This is a genomic window from Anaerotignum sp. (assembly GCF_040307045.1).
GTDB lineage: Bacteria > Bacillota > Clostridia > Lachnospirales > Anaerotignaceae > Chakrabartyella.
In genome coordinates this window covers 340,243-354,947 of the sequence record NZ_JAWRKF010000020.1, presented here as the reverse complement: position 1 = coordinate 354,947, position 14,705 = coordinate 340,243, and the positions used below count along the sequence as shown (strand labels likewise).

At 38.0% G+C, this 14,705-nt stretch carries 18 protein-coding genes; 3 read left to right on the top strand and 15 right to left on the bottom strand.

Annotated elements, in window-relative coordinates; genetic code table 11:
• Positions 1 to 89 precede the first annotated feature (89 nt).
• The 5 genes from ABVZ64_RS11730 to ABVZ64_RS11710 all read right to left on the bottom strand — a co-directional run bounded on the left by ABVZ64_RS11730 (position 90) and on the right by ABVZ64_RS11710 (position 3,734).
• Positions 90 to 1,136, bottom strand: a complete 1,047-nt coding sequence (locus tag ABVZ64_RS11730; RefSeq protein WP_352401240.1) for an alcohol dehydrogenase — start codon at positions 1,134 to 1,136, stop codon at positions 90 to 92.
• A gap of 158 nt (positions 1,137 to 1,294) precedes the next feature.
• Positions 1,295 to 1,885 carry an FMN-dependent NADH-azoreductase gene (locus ABVZ64_RS11725; protein WP_352401193.1) on the bottom strand — a complete coding sequence of 197 codons (591 nt, stop codon included), beginning with the start codon at positions 1,883 to 1,885 and terminating at the stop codon, positions 1,295 to 1,297.
• 14 nt (positions 1,886 to 1,899) lie between these two features.
• On the bottom strand, positions 1,900 to 2,823 hold the full coding sequence (locus tag ABVZ64_RS11720) for a ribokinase (RefSeq protein WP_352401192.1): 924 nt from the start codon (positions 2,821 to 2,823) through the stop codon (positions 1,900 to 1,902).
• Positions 2,820 to 3,296, bottom strand: coding sequence for a DMT family transporter (locus ABVZ64_RS11715; RefSeq protein ID WP_352401191.1), 477 nt, complete (start codon positions 3,294 to 3,296; stop codon positions 2,820 to 2,822). Before ABVZ64_RS11715 ends, ABVZ64_RS11720 begins: the two co-directional genes overlap by 4 nt.
• A 12-nt stretch (positions 3,297 to 3,308) precedes the next feature.
• The gene (locus tag ABVZ64_RS11710; protein WP_352401190.1) at positions 3,309 to 3,734 is read right to left on the bottom strand and encodes a DMT family transporter; all 426 of its coding nucleotides are present in this window, start codon (positions 3,732 to 3,734) and stop codon (positions 3,309 to 3,311) included.
• A gap of 160 nt (positions 3,735 to 3,894) precedes the next feature.
• Here ABVZ64_RS11710 and ABVZ64_RS11705 point away from each other — a divergent pair, with 160 nt between their 5' ends.
• Together ABVZ64_RS11705 and ABVZ64_RS11700 are read left to right on the top strand one after the other, a co-directional pair.
• Positions 3,895 to 4,641: a nucleoside phosphorylase gene (locus ABVZ64_RS11705; RefSeq protein WP_352401189.1), complete on the top strand. Its 747-nt coding sequence runs from the start codon at positions 3,895 to 3,897 to the stop codon at positions 4,639 to 4,641.
• A gap of 131 nt (positions 4,642 to 4,772) precedes the next feature.
• Positions 4,773 to 5,561, top strand: coding sequence for a hypothetical protein (locus tag ABVZ64_RS11700; RefSeq protein WP_352401188.1), 789 nt, complete (start codon positions 4,773 to 4,775; stop codon positions 5,559 to 5,561).
• 198 nt (positions 5,562 to 5,759) lie between these two features.
• Here the strand turns inward: ABVZ64_RS11700 and ABVZ64_RS11695 are convergent, their stop codons facing one another.
• The 3 genes from ABVZ64_RS11695 to ABVZ64_RS11685 are packed head-to-tail and all read right to left on the bottom strand — an operon-like array spanning position 5,760 to position 7,581.
• Complete coding sequence (locus ABVZ64_RS11695; RefSeq protein WP_352401187.1) at positions 5,760 to 6,764, bottom strand: MATE family efflux transporter; 1,005 nt, start codon at positions 6,762 to 6,764, stop codon at positions 5,760 to 5,762.
• A gap of 2 nt (positions 6,765 to 6,766) precedes the next feature.
• The gene (locus ABVZ64_RS11690) at positions 6,767 to 7,090 is read right to left on the bottom strand and encodes an MATE family efflux transporter (RefSeq protein WP_352401186.1); all 324 of its coding nucleotides are present in this window, start codon (positions 7,088 to 7,090) and stop codon (positions 6,767 to 6,769) included.
• Positions 7,087 to 7,581: a GNAT family N-acetyltransferase gene (locus tag ABVZ64_RS11685; protein ID WP_352401185.1), complete on the bottom strand. Its 495-nt coding sequence runs from the start codon at positions 7,579 to 7,581 to the stop codon at positions 7,087 to 7,089. Before ABVZ64_RS11685 ends, ABVZ64_RS11690 begins: the two co-directional genes overlap by 4 nt.
• Positions 7,582 to 7,822: 241 nt before the next feature.
• Between ABVZ64_RS11685 and ABVZ64_RS11680 the strand changes: the two genes are divergently transcribed.
• Positions 7,823 to 8,635 (top strand): MerR family transcriptional regulator, encoded by an 813-nt coding sequence (locus tag ABVZ64_RS11680; RefSeq protein ID WP_352401184.1) that lies wholly within the window; start codon positions 7,823 to 7,825, stop codon positions 8,633 to 8,635.
• Between the two features lie 177 nt (positions 8,636 to 8,812).
• Here the strand turns inward: ABVZ64_RS11680 and ABVZ64_RS11675 are convergent, their stop codons facing one another.
• The 7 genes from ABVZ64_RS11675 to infC all read right to left on the bottom strand — a co-directional run bounded on the left by ABVZ64_RS11675 (position 8,813) and on the right by infC (position 14,626).
• A complete protein-coding gene (locus tag ABVZ64_RS11675; protein WP_352401183.1) occupies positions 8,813 to 10,162 on the bottom strand; it encodes an aminotransferase class III-fold pyridoxal phosphate-dependent enzyme in 1,350 nt (449 codons plus the stop codon).
• A gap of 36 nt (positions 10,163 to 10,198) precedes the next feature.
• Positions 10,199 to 11,293, bottom strand: a complete 1,095-nt coding sequence (locus tag ABVZ64_RS11670; protein ID WP_352401182.1) for a YkvI family membrane protein — start codon at positions 11,291 to 11,293, stop codon at positions 10,199 to 10,201.
• Positions 11,294 to 11,650: 357 nt separating this feature from the next.
• Positions 11,651 to 12,208 carry a cupin domain-containing protein gene (locus tag ABVZ64_RS11665; RefSeq protein WP_352401181.1) on the bottom strand — a complete coding sequence of 186 codons (558 nt, stop codon included), beginning with the start codon at positions 12,206 to 12,208 and terminating at the stop codon, positions 11,651 to 11,653.
• Between the two features lie 238 nt (positions 12,209 to 12,446).
• Positions 12,447 to 13,364: an AEC family transporter gene (locus tag ABVZ64_RS11660; protein WP_352401180.1), complete on the bottom strand. Its 918-nt coding sequence runs from the start codon at positions 13,362 to 13,364 to the stop codon at positions 12,447 to 12,449.
• A gap of 108 nt (positions 13,365 to 13,472) precedes the next feature.
• Complete coding sequence (gene rplT, locus ABVZ64_RS11655; RefSeq protein WP_313526109.1) at positions 13,473 to 13,826, bottom strand: 50S ribosomal protein L20; 354 nt, start codon at positions 13,824 to 13,826, stop codon at positions 13,473 to 13,475.
• Positions 13,827 to 13,857: 31 nt separating this feature from the next.
• On the bottom strand, positions 13,858 to 14,058 hold the full coding sequence (gene rpmI, locus ABVZ64_RS11650) for a 50S ribosomal protein L35 (protein WP_304508867.1): 201 nt from the start codon (positions 14,056 to 14,058) through the stop codon (positions 13,858 to 13,860).
• A gap of 73 nt (positions 14,059 to 14,131) precedes the next feature.
• Positions 14,132 to 14,626 (bottom strand): translation initiation factor IF-3, encoded by a 495-nt coding sequence (gene infC / locus ABVZ64_RS11645; protein ID WP_352401179.1) that lies wholly within the window; start codon positions 14,624 to 14,626, stop codon positions 14,132 to 14,134.
• Positions 14,627 to 14,705 lie beyond the last annotated feature (79 nt).

Here is a 14,705-nt window from a genome sequence, read left to right as displayed (position 1 = left end):
ATAGATGCCTGCTCCATATCTTAAGAAGTATGATACTAAAAACTTATAAAACATTTTTGTTCGTTGCAAAAAGTAAATGCATTAACAAATTAATCCCGTTCAAAGGGAGTAATTACCCATTTGATGCAACCATCCAATTTATTTTCAAAAATACGATAGCCTTCCATAACATCATTTAAGGGCGCACGATGGGTAATCAAACAGCTAGTGTCAATTTTCTTGCACTGCACCATCTTCATAATATCGTCACAGCTATTGGCATCAACGCCGCCTGTTTTGAACACCAGGTTTTTACCATACATCTGATGTAATGGCAAAGTTTGCTCTTTTGCATAAAGCGCAACTAAAACTACAATTGCATTGGATCTTGCCACTTTCCAAGCCAATTGAAAGGTGTTATCGCCACCAGCAACCTCAAACACCCTATCTGCACCTCTGCCTTGTGTCAGCCTTAGTATTTCTTCCTCTACATTTACTTTAAGAGGATTTAGGCAAACATCTACCAAACCTTTCTCTTTTGCCAATGCCATTCTTTCTTCACTAACATCAACAATAATCACTGTTGCAGGGCTATACAGCCGAATACTCATCAATGTACATAGCCCTGTTGGCCCCGCTCCCAAAACAACGACTGTGTCTGCAGGCTTGATTTCCCCAATGCTTGCAGCCCAATAACCTGTCGCCAGAATATCCCCATTAAATAAGGCTTCTTCATCAGATACATTGTCAGGAATTTTAGTCAAACCTTGGTCAGCCATGGGAATGCGGGCAAACTCCGCCTGACCGCCATCAATACGGCACCCCAATTCCCAACCACCATGAATACAATTGTTTACATAGCCTTGTTTGCAGAAAAAACACTGACCACAAAATGTTTCCACATTCACCGCCACACGATCGCCTACTTGAAAATGGCAAACGCCCCTGCCTACTTCAATCACCTCACCTACAAACTCATGTCCCAGCACCGTATTTTCCTTGGCTCTAGGCACAGAACCATGCTTAATATGTAAGTCGCTGGAGCAAATTGAAGATCTGGTAACACGGACAATGGCATCTGTGTCTTCTAAGATTACCGGTATAGGACGATCTTCCAAACACAACTGACCATTTCCTTTGTAAACCACTGCTTTCATCATTTTTTCCATTTTTAAAAGACCTCGATTCTATAAAAAAACTTTTCTTTTTGTGCAAATAATTTTTCAACACACGTTTTGCTTTCCCTTCTCTTTACCCTGTTTTCTGTCAATGAAGGCGCAATGATCTTCTCTATAGTCTCCCCTAAGAAACATTTTCAGAATTCTATTGCCACTACTTTAGCTTTTTCCATTGCTTCTTCCAAAATGACTTCAACAGGACGAATCCCAATATCCAGTCCCTCCGCTGCAACGCAGTCATATTTTTCTATCCCGAAAAACTGGCTCATGGCCTCCATGTATTTAGAGCCCATCTCCATAGGAGAGCCATCATAAAACCCTCCACGGGTTGTCAAATATACCATATGGTCTGCTTTGCAGCTGCCAAAACACCCCTGCTCGTTACAACCAAAAGTGATTCCCTCCACACACAAATTTTCAATATATGTCTTTAATAAAGCAGGAAAACTCAAATCCCAAAAAGGTGCAGCAATGACAATTTTATCTGCCTGGGCAAACTCATGGGCATAATGGAAGCGAGGATGAGAGAAGTCTTTTTTGGCTAATAACACATCCCTTTGATGAAAATTGCCTTCGGACATATAGGATAGGTTTTCGTCCATTAGGCAAATCTCTGTAATTTCATAAGAACCTTTTTTTTGAAGCTCACTCAAGAAAAAATCCGCTAATTTTTTACTTCGAGATGCTTCTCTGCGAATACAACAGTTAACAAATAATACTTTTTTCAAGGTAACACTTCCTTTTAATTTATTTTTTCAACCCTTAATGAACCAAACCTATTCTCTTCTAAAACTTGGTCTACTTCTTTCTTTAGGGGAACTGAATCTGATGCTCCTTTTTTACCAATGGCCAGAGTGCTGGCAGTTGTTGCCAACAAAAGGGCTTCGGGTATTGTTGCTCCATTTAACACACCATATAAAAAGTAGCCTGTAAAAGTATCTCCTGCCGCTGTGGTATCCACCACCTCTACCTGAAAACAGCCAATTTTGTAAATTTCACCCTGTGTATCACACATGGCACCTCGACTGCCAAGGGTTAAAAGAACATTTCCCTTGGGATATTTTTCTCTTAGAATCGGTAAAATATCCTCTTCCCTATCTGAGCCTGCAATCTGTTTTCCCTCAACTTCATTGACAATAAACCAATCCAATAGCTCCAATGGATACTCTAATACCTTTTCATTCATAGGTGCTGCATTTAATGCCGTTTTCAACCCTCTTTTATTTGCTTCTTCAATGATATAACCCACCAGGTTTGTTTCATTTTGCAACAAAACAAGGCCATCGTTTCCAAACTTATCAAGAGTTTCGTTGATATATTCCTTGGTCAGCAACTGGTTGGTGCCGCCATAAAGTAAAATACAATTTTGACCCTTTTGATCAACCTGAATTATAGCATGTCCACAGCTTTCATCCATCTTATGAAGCAAAGAGATATTCACACCGTTTTCAGAAAGCTTTTGTTCCAAAGCCTCTCCACCTTTACCAATCAAACCGGCGTGATACACCTCATTGCCCGCTTTTGCTGCTGCGATAGATTGGTTTAATCCTTTTCCCCCGCAATTTACAAATAAACCCAATGAGGACATGGTTTCACCAGGCTCCACAAAATGATCTACCTCATAGACATAATCCATATTCAAAGAACCGAAATTCAAAATTTTCATTCTATTTCCTCCTCGTTTATCATTACCACTTCTTTCTGATTACCAGTCTCCCTAATTTTTTCTTTCCATGCGATGCCCACCAAAATCAGGAAAATACCCAAAATTTGGATGGGTCGAAAGGTATCAAAAAAGACATAGTCTAACGCAATTGAAGTTCCAAGCTGGCCTAATAACATCAAAACCGTTGATGTCATGGCTCCAGTTTTCCTTGTGCCTATGATTAAAAATATCATTGCTGCCAAGCCGCAAACGCTACCTAAGTAAAACAAAACAGGAACTTCTTTGATGTATTCTATTCGAAATTCTCCGCCTTTGCCTGTAATATAAACAAGGCAAAAGGCAATGATTGTTGCCTCTATATAGTTAATCAAAGCACCTCTTGCAGTCCCTAAACACTCGCCCGCCTTTACGTTAACCATTTTATTAATGGTATTTAAAAACCCATTGGCAATCGCTACCATATAGTATATCATTTTTTTGCCCCCTTAACCGTAAACAACAATGAAAACCCCTACCACAACTAATAAATAGCACGGTAACTGCTTAAGACGAAAGGGTTTCTTCGGTGCATTAAACCAACCATAATGGTCTACTATGGCGGAAGAAATCATTTGTCCAATTACTGATAGACTTAGCATCGCCGTTGCACCAATGTGCAATGTGCACCAACTGCTGGTAGAAACCATGGCTACCCCCATAAAGCCAACGGCATACACATATCTAGGTACCCCACGAAAGGTGATTGGCTTTTTCTCTTTGAACTTAATATAAAAGAAAAGAAGTACTGCTGCTATCATGTGAACAAAAAAACAAATACCAAAAAGACTGTAGTAGTTCCCCAATTGACCATTTAAAGATACCATAAACCCTTGGAAAACACCTGCCAAAATTAAAAACACAAAATAAATCATTTTATCCTCCTCGAAGGATATCTATTTTATCCTTCCCTCTCTTTCAAAGATTTTAACATATTCTTCTTGTAGATTCAAATTATTAGATGACCAACATTGCATTTTTTCATTTTTTGGGGTAAATTAAAATCAAAAGAACTGAAAACAAAGGAGGAACATTATGTCAAACTTACAACCCCATATCCAATTGGACGGTTCCCTTGGAATAAAATATGCACTTCTACCCGGAGATCCAGCCAGGCTAGACCGTATTTCACCATTTTTAGAAAATGTTATAGAATTAAAATTCAACCGTGAATATAGAAGCTTAATGGGCACATATAAAGGTGTGAAAGTGCTTGCCATTTCCACCGGCATCGGCGGTGCATCCGCCGGAATTGCCGTGGAAGAACTGCATAATATTGGTGTCCAGGCAATGATTCGAATTGGTAGCTGTGGTAGCTTACAGCCAAAGGTAAAAATGGGGGATATCATTTTGGTTAGTGGCGCAGTCCGTGATGATGGCGCATCAAAAACCTATGTGGATCCTATCTTTCCTGCTGTGCCTGATGCAAACCTCTTGTTTGCTTGTATGGAAACAGCTAAAGAAAAAAATATTCCCCATCATATAGGTATTGCCAGAAGCCATGACAGTTTTTATACCGACGAAGAAGAATCCATTGATGCGTTCTGGTCAAAAAAAGGTGTTCTTGGTTGCGACATGGAGACTGCCGCCTTATTTACAATCGGCCATTTGAGAGGGGTACAGACCGCTTCCATCTTAAATAATGTTGTAGCATATGAAGGAGATACCTCCGACAGCATTGGTAATTATGTAGACGGGGAGTCTCTCTCAATGCAAGGTGAACAGAATGAAATTTATGTAGCCCTAGAAGCATTTGTGAAAATGGAAAACAACCTTTGCTAATGAGATTTTTTACTCCTTAATCTAACTTGTCACCACATACAAAAACAAAAAATTCACAGAAGAACATGTCATGATTGCAACTATTTCCTTTTTATTCCGTCTAACTAATAAGACCAAAGGGAGTTGAAGTCATGAAAAAACGCTGTCTGTTCCTATCAATCATCTGTTTTTCTCTTTTTATGGGAGGGTGTGCAAAAAAAGAAGCACGTCTGCCTCCTGGGGAGCATGGCCCTTTCGCTGCAAATGAAGGCACAACTTCCATTGAAAAATCTGAAGTGCCTATGCTATGTAAGGTAATTGGGATTTGGGATGAAGCCGCCTTAGTCGCCAATTTAGAGGACGAGCATGGGCTTTACCAAGTTTCTTTGGATGCTCTTGCCCAGGATACTTCACAAATCAAACCTGGTGATAAAGTAGAGATAGGGTTTGACGGGTTGGTTTTAGAAATATACCCCCCAATCATTGCAAACCCTGATTACATCAAGCTTGTTGAAAATGGTGATAACCTGGTTGGGGTGTATCATGGCATTTTGCAAGATTTATTAGAAAAAGATGCGGGACTAAATGCCGACATTCATTTTATCGCCGTGGATTTATCAAAAGATAAACTTCTTACAGAAAGTGAAAAAAATGCCCTCATTTATTTACTGGGCAATCACACTCAAATAGAAACCAGACAAGGGAGCTATGAAAGTCTGCTTTCTGAAAATCTGATAATTCAGGATGCAAACACAGGATTTTCCCACTTGGAAGCTGGCCTTTTACTTCTACTAGAAACCTCCCAGCTGGATAAAGATAGTTTTCACTTCACAGCAGAAAAATGGAGGTCCTCCTTGGGAGCATATACCCTTTACGATTGTTTGGCTAAAAAAGAAAATGGAAGTTGGAGCTATGAAATTGGTGCTGAAATGATTTCATAGCTCCAATGGGATTTAAATTCTGCAACAATTAAGGATTGGGTTAAAAAATATAAAAAGAGAGACGAACAGGGAATACCTTATCCGTCTCTTATTTCATTCAAAATATCACACTTTAAACAAAGGCTTGTTTTTTATAATTTCCGCCCATTATGTATTTGATGCCTATGCGAAGAAAATTAACTTTCCATTTCCACCCTTTTAATAGCCGTATCTTTTCTTATACTTCACAAGGAAGAAAACCGAAAGAATGAGAGAAAGTGCTTCAGCAACTGGTACGGAAAGCCAAATACCATCAATGCCCCAAATGGATGGTAAAATGAGGATAGAACCCACCAAAAACACAAAAGTTCTGCCAAAGGAAATGACTGCCGAAATTACCCCATTGGAAAGCGCTGTAAACAGTGAGCTGGCAAAGGTATTGAATCCCACAAACAATAAACTTAGCGAAAATAGTTTGTTTCCATATAGTGCTAATTGGTAGGGAGCGGTTCCCTCTTCAGCGAAAACTCCTACCAAGACATCTGTGCCCAAAACTGCCAGCGCTGTTGTTATGATGGCTGTCAATCCAACAAAAATGACACTAATCTTTCTAAGTTTCTGCAACTTTACTTTATTATTCTCCCCATAAAAAAAGCTTATCAAGGGGGAAATTCCAAACATATACCCCATATAGATTGCCCCCATAAAACTAAACACATAAAAGATAATGGTACTAGCCGCAACCCCATCTGCACCAGCAACTTGGAGCATCTTCTGGTTAAACAACAATATAACAATTCCACTAACTAAATTAGTTGAAAACTCAGACATTCCATTCGTTATAGTTTTGAAAAGAACATTCTTTCTAAACCTAGGCCGAACAAAGTGTATGAATCGTGTTTCGCTACAAAAGTAGACGCCCATTATGATACAGGGAATCAACATTCCTAACCCAGTGGCAACTGATGCCCCAAGCATACCAAATCCCAACACTTTAATGAAAATAAAGTCAAGTACAATATTAAATATGCCGCCAAAAAGGGAGCTCAACATTGCTAGCCTTGAACCACCACAAGCAATTGCAAAAGTTTGTAAATTTATGAAAAGTAGATTAGCAATTACAAAAAATAAATAGGCAAATAGATACTCCTGACAATAAATACGCACTGTTGTTGAGGCATCAAAAATACTGACCAGTTCAGGCAAAATGATTAGCCCTGCCACTGTTAACCCCCCCCAATCATGAGAATGGTTACCATCAGCATTGTAAAATCCTGTTTTGCTTCTTCCCCCCTCCCTTCGCCCATCTTTCTCAGGACAACTGCACTTCCCCCCGCGGCAACCATGGCGGCGATTGCAGTTAGAAAATTGAAGTAAGGCGCAATCAGGGTTAACGCAGATAATGCATCTGTCCCTATTATATTTGCAATAAATACGCCATCCACCATAGAATATATGGATTGAATGACCACCATAAGCATTGTGGGCAATGTAATTTTCATTACCATCTTAAAATCAACTGGCTTTTGATAAATACTTCTTTGATTCATTGACACAACCTCCCAGGAGAATTTGATGCAAAGAGATATAACGCTAATTCTCCTCTTTCAAGAAACTTTAATGCATCTCTCTGCCCTCCAATTTGACTCATTCCTTGATGCTTATAAAAACCCACGTTACAGGTGCTATCTGTAAAGAAATAAAAGCTTTTCATATTTTGTCTGTCTAAATATTCCATACACTTATGGAAAAGCTTCTTATCTAAACCCCCACCCCGTTGATCTGTTCTTACTCCTACATAATCCAGTTCTCCACCAAAATGTAATTTACTTTGGCTAAAAAATTTCTGATCCATGAATGCAATCACCTTAAACTTACTGATAACCTTACGTCCTTCTTTGCTTACAATGACTCCCAAAATGGAATTTACATACGATAACAAGTACCGCAAAGCGAAACTTTCGTTCCTCTTAGCCTTTGTCATAAAAATATCTATAGGTTCATTATCCGTTAAGGCATTACAGGCAAATTTCCGGTTCATTAAGCAGGCGCATAGATATGTCTTTGATTTTGATATTCTCTTAACATTTTTTTTCGTTGTAAATCCTTCGTAACTCCATGTTTTCCATAGACTTTGTTTCAAAGCCTGACAAAATAATGGTTTTATAGGCCTAGAATTAACCTGAATTTTCATTAAAATTATCTCCTTATAATTGACATTCTTATCTCCGTGATATACCATAAACTATACAGTAACTGTAATGTCAATAGGAGGTTTTATCATGAATAATCATGATCCACTTTTTACAGCAGGTCAGTTTGCAAAACTCCATAATATCAATAAAAGGACACTTCATTATTATGATGAAATTGGACTATTTTCTCCATTGGAAAAAGGGAATAATGGGTATAGATACTATACTTATTTACAAAGCCCAACATTAGAAATGATTTTGGCCTTTCGTGAATTAGGAATGTCCATTGAGGTAATATCCAGATATATGAAAAATCCTTCTGTTTTGGCTTTTTCCCAACTGATAGATACCAAATCCCAGGAAATTGATGAAAAAATTCAGCAATTAAAAGAAATTCAGAGCCTTTTTGCAAAAAAGAAAGCATTGCTACAGCTGAGTCAAAAATCAGATCTATCCACCATAGAAATTGTGGAATACCCAGAAGAGTATTTGTTTCTCAGCCGGTCCATCACAGGAACATATGACTATGAGGACTATACTGTTTTACTTGAACACATGAACCAACTTCAGCCCCACAGACTTTTTAATAAAAGCTATGGTAGTATGATCGCTGTTGAAAAAATTATGGAAGATAAGCTAGATGAATATTATTGTTTTTTCACAAAAGTTGAACCTTGTTTAAACAAAAAGGATTACTTTTTAAAACCAAAGGGCACTTATATTCGGGCCTTTTTCAAAGGGAATTGGGATAATCTTTCCATTGCCTATGATCAGATAAGGACTTTTGCTAAGGAAAAGGGCCTTAGCCTTCAAGGCTATGCCTTTGAAGAAGGAATAAATGAAATGGCCATTTCCAGTATGGATGAGTATATAACGCAAATTACAATTTTGTGCAAATAGACTTGCTAAAAAAATATTCAATTATTTTAATTTTTAATTCTCCAGTCTTTTTTCGAACATGAAAGAAGAAATTTTCCATAGAATAGGGCGGTAGTTTATAAAAACTACCGCCCTGTTTATATGGTGTTAAACTGCTCTTTTCTAATTTTAGAATACCAAAAACCCCTTATCCCACACTCACCAACCGTTTCTAAATCTCATTACGTCATCAGAAATCTTTCCATCTAAGTAATCTTCCATAGATTCCCAAAGTATTTCAAAAGCACGCTGCAGATTCTCTGCTTTGATATTTAAAGGAGGTTGAATACGCAGTACATTCTCTCCTAGGGAAATAATAACCAGGCCTTTTTCATAAGCACGATATAAAACCTTATAGGTCCCCATATCATCAGGCATTTGAATTCCTGTTTTTTCATCTTTGGTCATTAAAACCAACCCTCTAGACATTCCAATGCCTCTTTTTCCAGTTACAAACCCAGGAAACTTTCTTAATGTTTCATCCAGTAAGTGCTCCATCATGCTTTCATTTTGCATCAAAATTTCTTGAAATTCACTACTCTGCATATAGTCAAACGCTGCACATCCAGCGGCACAAGCCAACGCATTTCCACCTAAGGTAAATAAATGGGCAGGAGCAGGTAGTGCATCCATAATCTCCGCCTTTGCCATAAATGCACCTAATGTTAGCCCGGCTCCCACTGATTTCCCCAATACCACAGCATCGGGAATAATACCATAGTGCTCAATGGCAAACCATTTACCTGTTCTAAAAAAGGCTTGTTGTACTTCCTCGGAAATAAAGAGAATGCCATTTTTTTTGCAAAGGTCAAACAGCTTTTCCATAAAAATCTTATGGGCAGCAATTAACCCTGCATCCCCCTGCACTGGCTCGATGATTACCGCTGCAACCTCCTCTGCCGGCAAGTAGGTGGCAAATGCTCTTTCAATTTCTTTGATACACTCACGTTCACAAGTTATATCATCCACGTCATCACCGAAAAAAGGAAAACTATAAATCTCAGGCAAAAAAGGCCCCATTTTAGAACGCATTCTGGTTGTAACAGCACTCAAAGACATTGAACCATAGGTATTGCCATGATAGCCATTAATAAAAGTGATAATTTTACTTCTACCAGTATAAGCTCTGGCAAACTTTACTGCAGCATCATTGGCGTCGGATCCACAATTTCCAAAGCAAACCTTTGCTTCACCCCCCCCTGGAAAAACTGAAACCAAACGCTCTGCATAGGCAATATTGGTTGCATTATATGTATAAGCAGGTGTATATTGAGCAAACTGATCCAATTGTTTTTTGATAGCCTCTGTTACAACGGGAAAGCAGCTACCCAAGTTCAAAGAGGATGCACTACTAAGAAAGTCGATATACTTATTATCATCTTCGTCATAAATTGTATCCCCCTCTACCTTTGCCACAGCAAGTGGATAGTAGGATAAATGTTGGCAGGGAGCAATTACCTTTTTGTCACGCTCCACCCATTCATTGCATTTTGTTGTTGTCAAACTCATGATCTTCATCTCCTTGTTGTTGCCCTTAAAGCTTTCTCATTTTCGTTTCAATAGCTTAAATATGCCAAGTGTCATAATAGGAATTACATATACAAAAAAGAATACCCACGCTAACGTGCCGTAACCTTTTGCAATCAGATTAATCAGTCCATACGAAGAAATAAATGTTGTTGATACCAAAAGAATAAGTGCAGTTATGGGTGTTGTCCAACTAGGCACTTGCATTCCCTTGCTTTTATACCCCTCCCCAATACGGTCTGTGATAGAATAAATCAAGCCCGAGCCAGTTTCAATCAGTGTGCCAAACAAAACAATCTGGAACATATAGCGCAACCAAGGCATTTTCATCTGGGTCAAAATAAAATCCACAGGAAGCTCTTGCTCAATAATCAATGGGTAGAACCCACACATAGCGACAAATAAGATGATCCCTGGTAAAATACCAATTACGCCCGCTATTAAGCCTGATACAAAGGCTTCTTTTTCACTGTCGCAGTGCCTTATGGTGTAAAGTACAGCAATAATAATAGCCAGGTTGTAAAATGCATATTGAAAACCGCCCACTGCCCAATTGCCATTGATGGGTACGGAAGCAAAATTATGCCCAATCACTGAACTATACCTTGAAATCACCAAAACCAAAAAAAGAATATATACGCCATATAGAACAAAGGACCACAATGAAAGCACCTTTTCGATCATTTCCGAACCATTCATTACTAACAAAAATACAGCAACAGACATACCAATGATCCCAAACCACTTGTTCAAACCAAACAGTTCATGGAGTATCGACCCTGCCGAAGCTGACACCACAGCCAAAACGATCAAAATAAAAATGATGTAAGCAATCTCGAATACGACCCATCCTGGGCCCATCAGCTTTTTCATAAAGCTTTTGTAGTCATACTTTTTAAATGCATGGGCAAACGCAAAGGATACACCACAGATGATGGACCAAGTAAGCATAGATACAATGCTCATTCCTAAAATACCACCCAGAGGGCCATAGCCCATAAAATACTCGACCAATTCCCTTCCTGTTCCATATCCTCCGGCAATTACGCAAGATTGAAAAACGATACCGGGAACAAAGTACTTTTGAAACTTTTTTGATGATAAAATACTCATAATATCCCTCCTTAAATTTTCAAAACTCGTTTTCATTTCGCCACACATTAATTATACTAAATTTTATTTAATATAATTCTATATTTAATATATTTAAATGTCAATTATATATTAAACAAAATTTAGCATTTGTAAATTTCTTATGTGTCAAAGTTCTTTTTGTATACTTTACACTCTTTATATCTTGCTTTTATCAAAATAAATAAAAAAAAGAGCTTATCTTTTGTATAAATTAATATACAATAATAAGCTCTACTAAATTTAATTTAGTATATTTATATATGGACCAAAAACACTATTTTGCCTTTTCCATATTGAAGGTCAGATACCTGCTTTTCCCTCTTAATATTAGTGGTATTAATATAGCGCAGGGGAAATGACAGCTACTGCTTCCACATCTTCATCTCCTGGATTATAAAGCTGGTGATATGTTTGCTGCGGCACATAAATGCTATCCCCTTCTTTCAGAACATAAACATCATCACCAATATGGTATTCTAAAGTACCTTTTAAAACCAAAGTACATTCTGCTGCTTCCTCATGATACTGAACCATGGTGCTCCCCCAACTTTTGGGTCCTAATTTGAAACACAGCATCTCCATTTGCGTACAGGCGTTTTTACTTCTACTATAAGGTGTTACAAATTGATACTCCATGTTAATGTCTGCAAATTGTATTTTAGTTCTATTGTCCTTTGGAATAACGGTAACTTGCTCCTGCTCCTCTTGAGAAAAGAGAGAAACCAACGGTATATCAATTGCCTCTGCAATTCGCATTAAAACAGATAAAGATGGACTGATTAAATTCCTTTCAATCTGAGAGATGTACCCCGGGGTTACCTCAGCTTTTTCAGCTAAATCTTTAGCGGTGATTCCTTTTTCCATTCTTACAGATTTAATTTTTTCGCCTATCATGATATCCCCCCAGTTATTTTTGCGGTTCTAGCAATCTTAGCAGGAACCAATTTCAAGAACTTTCCTTTTTCGTATTCTTTCCTATCATTCTTTTGATTGTTTTGGACATACCTAAATTTAATTCATTTTTTTAATATAATTATATCACAGTATTTATACAAGTTCAAAGAAAATACACTTGATCTATCAATGAATTCTTAGTTATTCATAGCACCCCTGTGAAACCTGGCTTGTTTTGCTAGTATAGTTGCAGCGCAATTAACAATATTGTCATTAAAACTAAACTAATAGGTAGCATTAAAGAATTTAGTACCGCTGCTGCAGAACGGTCGTAACCACAGCGTTCTGTATAAATGGGCGCAATACTTAGTATTGGTGAGAAAACTACAATGGACAGTACCTGCCTATGTAATAAGGGAGCTGGCAAGTAGTGATAAATAAGGTAAGAAAAGATACAAGCCACAACAAGCCTCAAAATCAACACACTTCCCATATCTTTTAACACCCGTTTTTCAATCTTAGGCTCAAACATGATACCGATTAGTATCATTGCTAAGAATGTATTTGCTTGTCCCATCATTGCTGCTAAATCAAAAACAATACTTGGCAGCTTTACCCTCAATATGCTAATCAAAATCATGACCACATAAGCAACAAAAGGCATCGATGAGAAAAGAGTCTTTAATATTTCTTTCCCTCTTATATTTCCTCTCCCTTTGGCAATGATCATTGCAATTGTAAACGTAATTCCAAAAACCATAATTGCATTCCCCACGTCAAACATACAAACAATGGCAATCGCCTCTGCCTCAAAGAAGCTTTGCATAAAAGGCATGGTACAAAGGCCGATATTATAGCCAGACCCATTTATAATAAAAAATGACCTTTGTGCAGGTTGTTTTCTTCGTGTGAGTAAAAGTACAAACCCTATTACTAAAAAATTAGTCAGAAATCCAAGGGTAATGTCAATTAAAAAAGATGAATTTAAGTCCAAATTGCGAAAATTACTGATGATAACCATTGGTAGTGTGATCTTCATAACCAACCTTGATAATAGATCCGTATCCTTTTGGGAAAATAGTCCTCCCCGTTTTAAGGCAAAGCCCATTGCAATCATAAAAAGAAACCCAAAGGCTTTTGTTAAAACCACTTCCATCTCAGAGCCACCTCTCCGATTTTTCTTTTGCTGTATGTTGCAATGCCATAAGTAGGCATGAAAAAAGACCTTTTGCTCGAAACAAAAGGTCGGATTTTCAAATGTGAATTACAGTTTTGCTTTTGCTGTATTTACCAATGTTGTAAATGCAGCAGGATCAGAAACAGCCAAGTCAGCCAACATCTTTCTGTTGATGTTAACGTCTGCCATTTTTAAACCATGGATCAATTTGCTATAAGAAATATCGTTCATTCTTGCAGCTGCATTGATTCTTGTGATCCAAAGGCTTCTGTATTCTCTCTTTGTTTGTTTTCTGCCAGCAAATGCAAATGCCATAGCTTTCATTACAGACTGTTTTGCAACTCTGTACTGCTTGCTTCTAGCACCACGGTAACCTCTAGCCAGCTTTAATACTTTTTTATGTTTTTTTCTCGCGTTTAACGCGCCTTTCACTCTTGCCATGGTAAAGTCCTCCTAAAAAATATACTCAAAATTATGCGTATGGTAACAATCTCTTCTTAATACTGTTCAATACAGTTTTATCAACTGTTGTAGCATGTCTTAAGTTTCTTTTTCTCTTTCTGGACTTTTTGCCAAGAATATGCTGTGTATTAGATTTCTGTCTTTTCAACTGACCTGTGCCAGTGATTTTAAATCTTTTCGCTGCTGCTTTTTTTGTTTTTAACTTAGGCATAATGTTAATCCTCCTAAAATAATCATTACAGGTAATCCTGCTTGTGTCTTATTGCTTTCTTCCGTCCTGCGGATCAGCTCTTTGGCGCAAGGAACATTACTAAGCTCCTGCCTTCCATCTTGGGTTCTTTTTCAACCACACCAAACTCTGCAGTTTCTTTCGCAAAGTTTTCCAGAATGACCATGCCTGCTTTGGAATTACCAATTTCACGGCCTCTAAAACGAATGCTAACCTTTACCTTATCCCCGTCCTTCAGGAACTCATTTGCTTTTTTCACTTTTACCTGAACGTCATGGGCATCGATACCTGGAGACAAACGAAGTTCTTTCACATCTACGGTCTTTTGTTTCTTTCTGGCTTCTTTTTCTTTCTTAGCCTGATCGAATTTATATTTTCCATAGTCCATGATTCGACAAACTGGAGGCTTCGCAGTAGGCGCAATCTTAACCAGATCCAGCCTTCTTTCATCTGCAAGTTTCTGGGCGTCTCTAGAAGAAACAATTCCCAGCTGTTCCCCATTTTCATCAATCAATCTAATTTCCTTGTCTCTGATTTGCTCGTTGATCATTAAGTCTGTAATAGCAAAGCACCTCCCAAATTATTGTACCGTTATTCCGCAAGTGCGCAAAAAAAATGCGCCGGAAGAA

Bases quoted from the DNA above. Each gene is read 5' to 3' on its own strand.
- ABVZ64_RS11730 (WP_352401240.1), bottom strand. From the start codon at position 1,136: ATGAAAGCAGTGGTTTACAAAGGAAATGGTCAGTTGTGTTTGGAAGAT.
- ABVZ64_RS11720 (WP_352401192.1), bottom strand. From the start codon at position 2,823: ATGAAAATTTTGAATTTCGGTTCTTTGAATATGGATTATGTCTATGAG.
- ABVZ64_RS11715 (WP_352401191.1), bottom strand. From the start codon at position 3,296: ATGATATACTATATGGTAGCGATTGCCAATGGGTTTTTAAATACCATT.
- ABVZ64_RS11710 (WP_352401190.1), bottom strand. From the start codon at position 3,734: ATGATTTATTTTGTGTTTTTAATTTTGGCAGGTGTTTTCCAAGGGTTT.
- ABVZ64_RS11705 (WP_352401189.1), top strand. From the start codon at position 3,895: ATGTCAAACTTACAACCCCATATCCAATTGGACGGTTCCCTTGGAATA.
- ABVZ64_RS11700 (WP_352401188.1), top strand. From the start codon at position 4,773: ATGAAAAAACGCTGTCTGTTCCTATCAATCATCTGTTTTTCTCTTTTT.
- ABVZ64_RS11690 (WP_352401186.1), bottom strand. From the start codon at position 7,090: ATGAATCAAAGAAGTATTTATCAAAAGCCAGTTGATTTTAAGATGGTA.
- ABVZ64_RS11685 (WP_352401185.1), bottom strand. From the start codon at position 7,581: ATGAACCGGAAATTTGCCTGTAATGCCTTAACGGATAATGAACCTATA.
- ABVZ64_RS11680 (WP_352401184.1), top strand. From the start codon at position 7,823: ATGAATAATCATGATCCACTTTTTACAGCAGGTCAGTTTGCAAAACTC.
- ABVZ64_RS11675 (WP_352401183.1), bottom strand. From the start codon at position 10,162: ATGAGTTTGACAACAACAAAATGCAATGAATGGGTGGAGCGTGACAAA.
- ABVZ64_RS11670 (WP_352401182.1), bottom strand. From the start codon at position 11,293: ATGAGTATTTTATCATCAAAAAAGTTTCAAAAGTACTTTGTTCCCGGT.
- ABVZ64_RS11665 (WP_352401181.1), bottom strand. From the start codon at position 12,208: ATGATAGGCGAAAAAATTAAATCTGTAAGAATGGAAAAAGGAATCACC.
- ABVZ64_RS11660 (WP_352401180.1), bottom strand. From the start codon at position 13,364: ATGGAAGTGGTTTTAACAAAAGCCTTTGGGTTTCTTTTTATGATTGCA.
- rplT (WP_313526109.1), bottom strand. From the start codon at position 13,826: ATGGCAAGAGTGAAAGGCGCGTTAAACGCGAGAAAAAAACATAAAAAA.
- rpmI (WP_304508867.1), bottom strand. From the start codon at position 14,058: ATGCCTAAGTTAAAAACAAAAAAAGCAGCAGCGAAAAGATTTAAAATC.
- infC (WP_352401179.1), bottom strand. From the start codon at position 14,626: ATGATCAACGAGCAAATCAGAGACAAGGAAATTAGATTGATTGATGAA.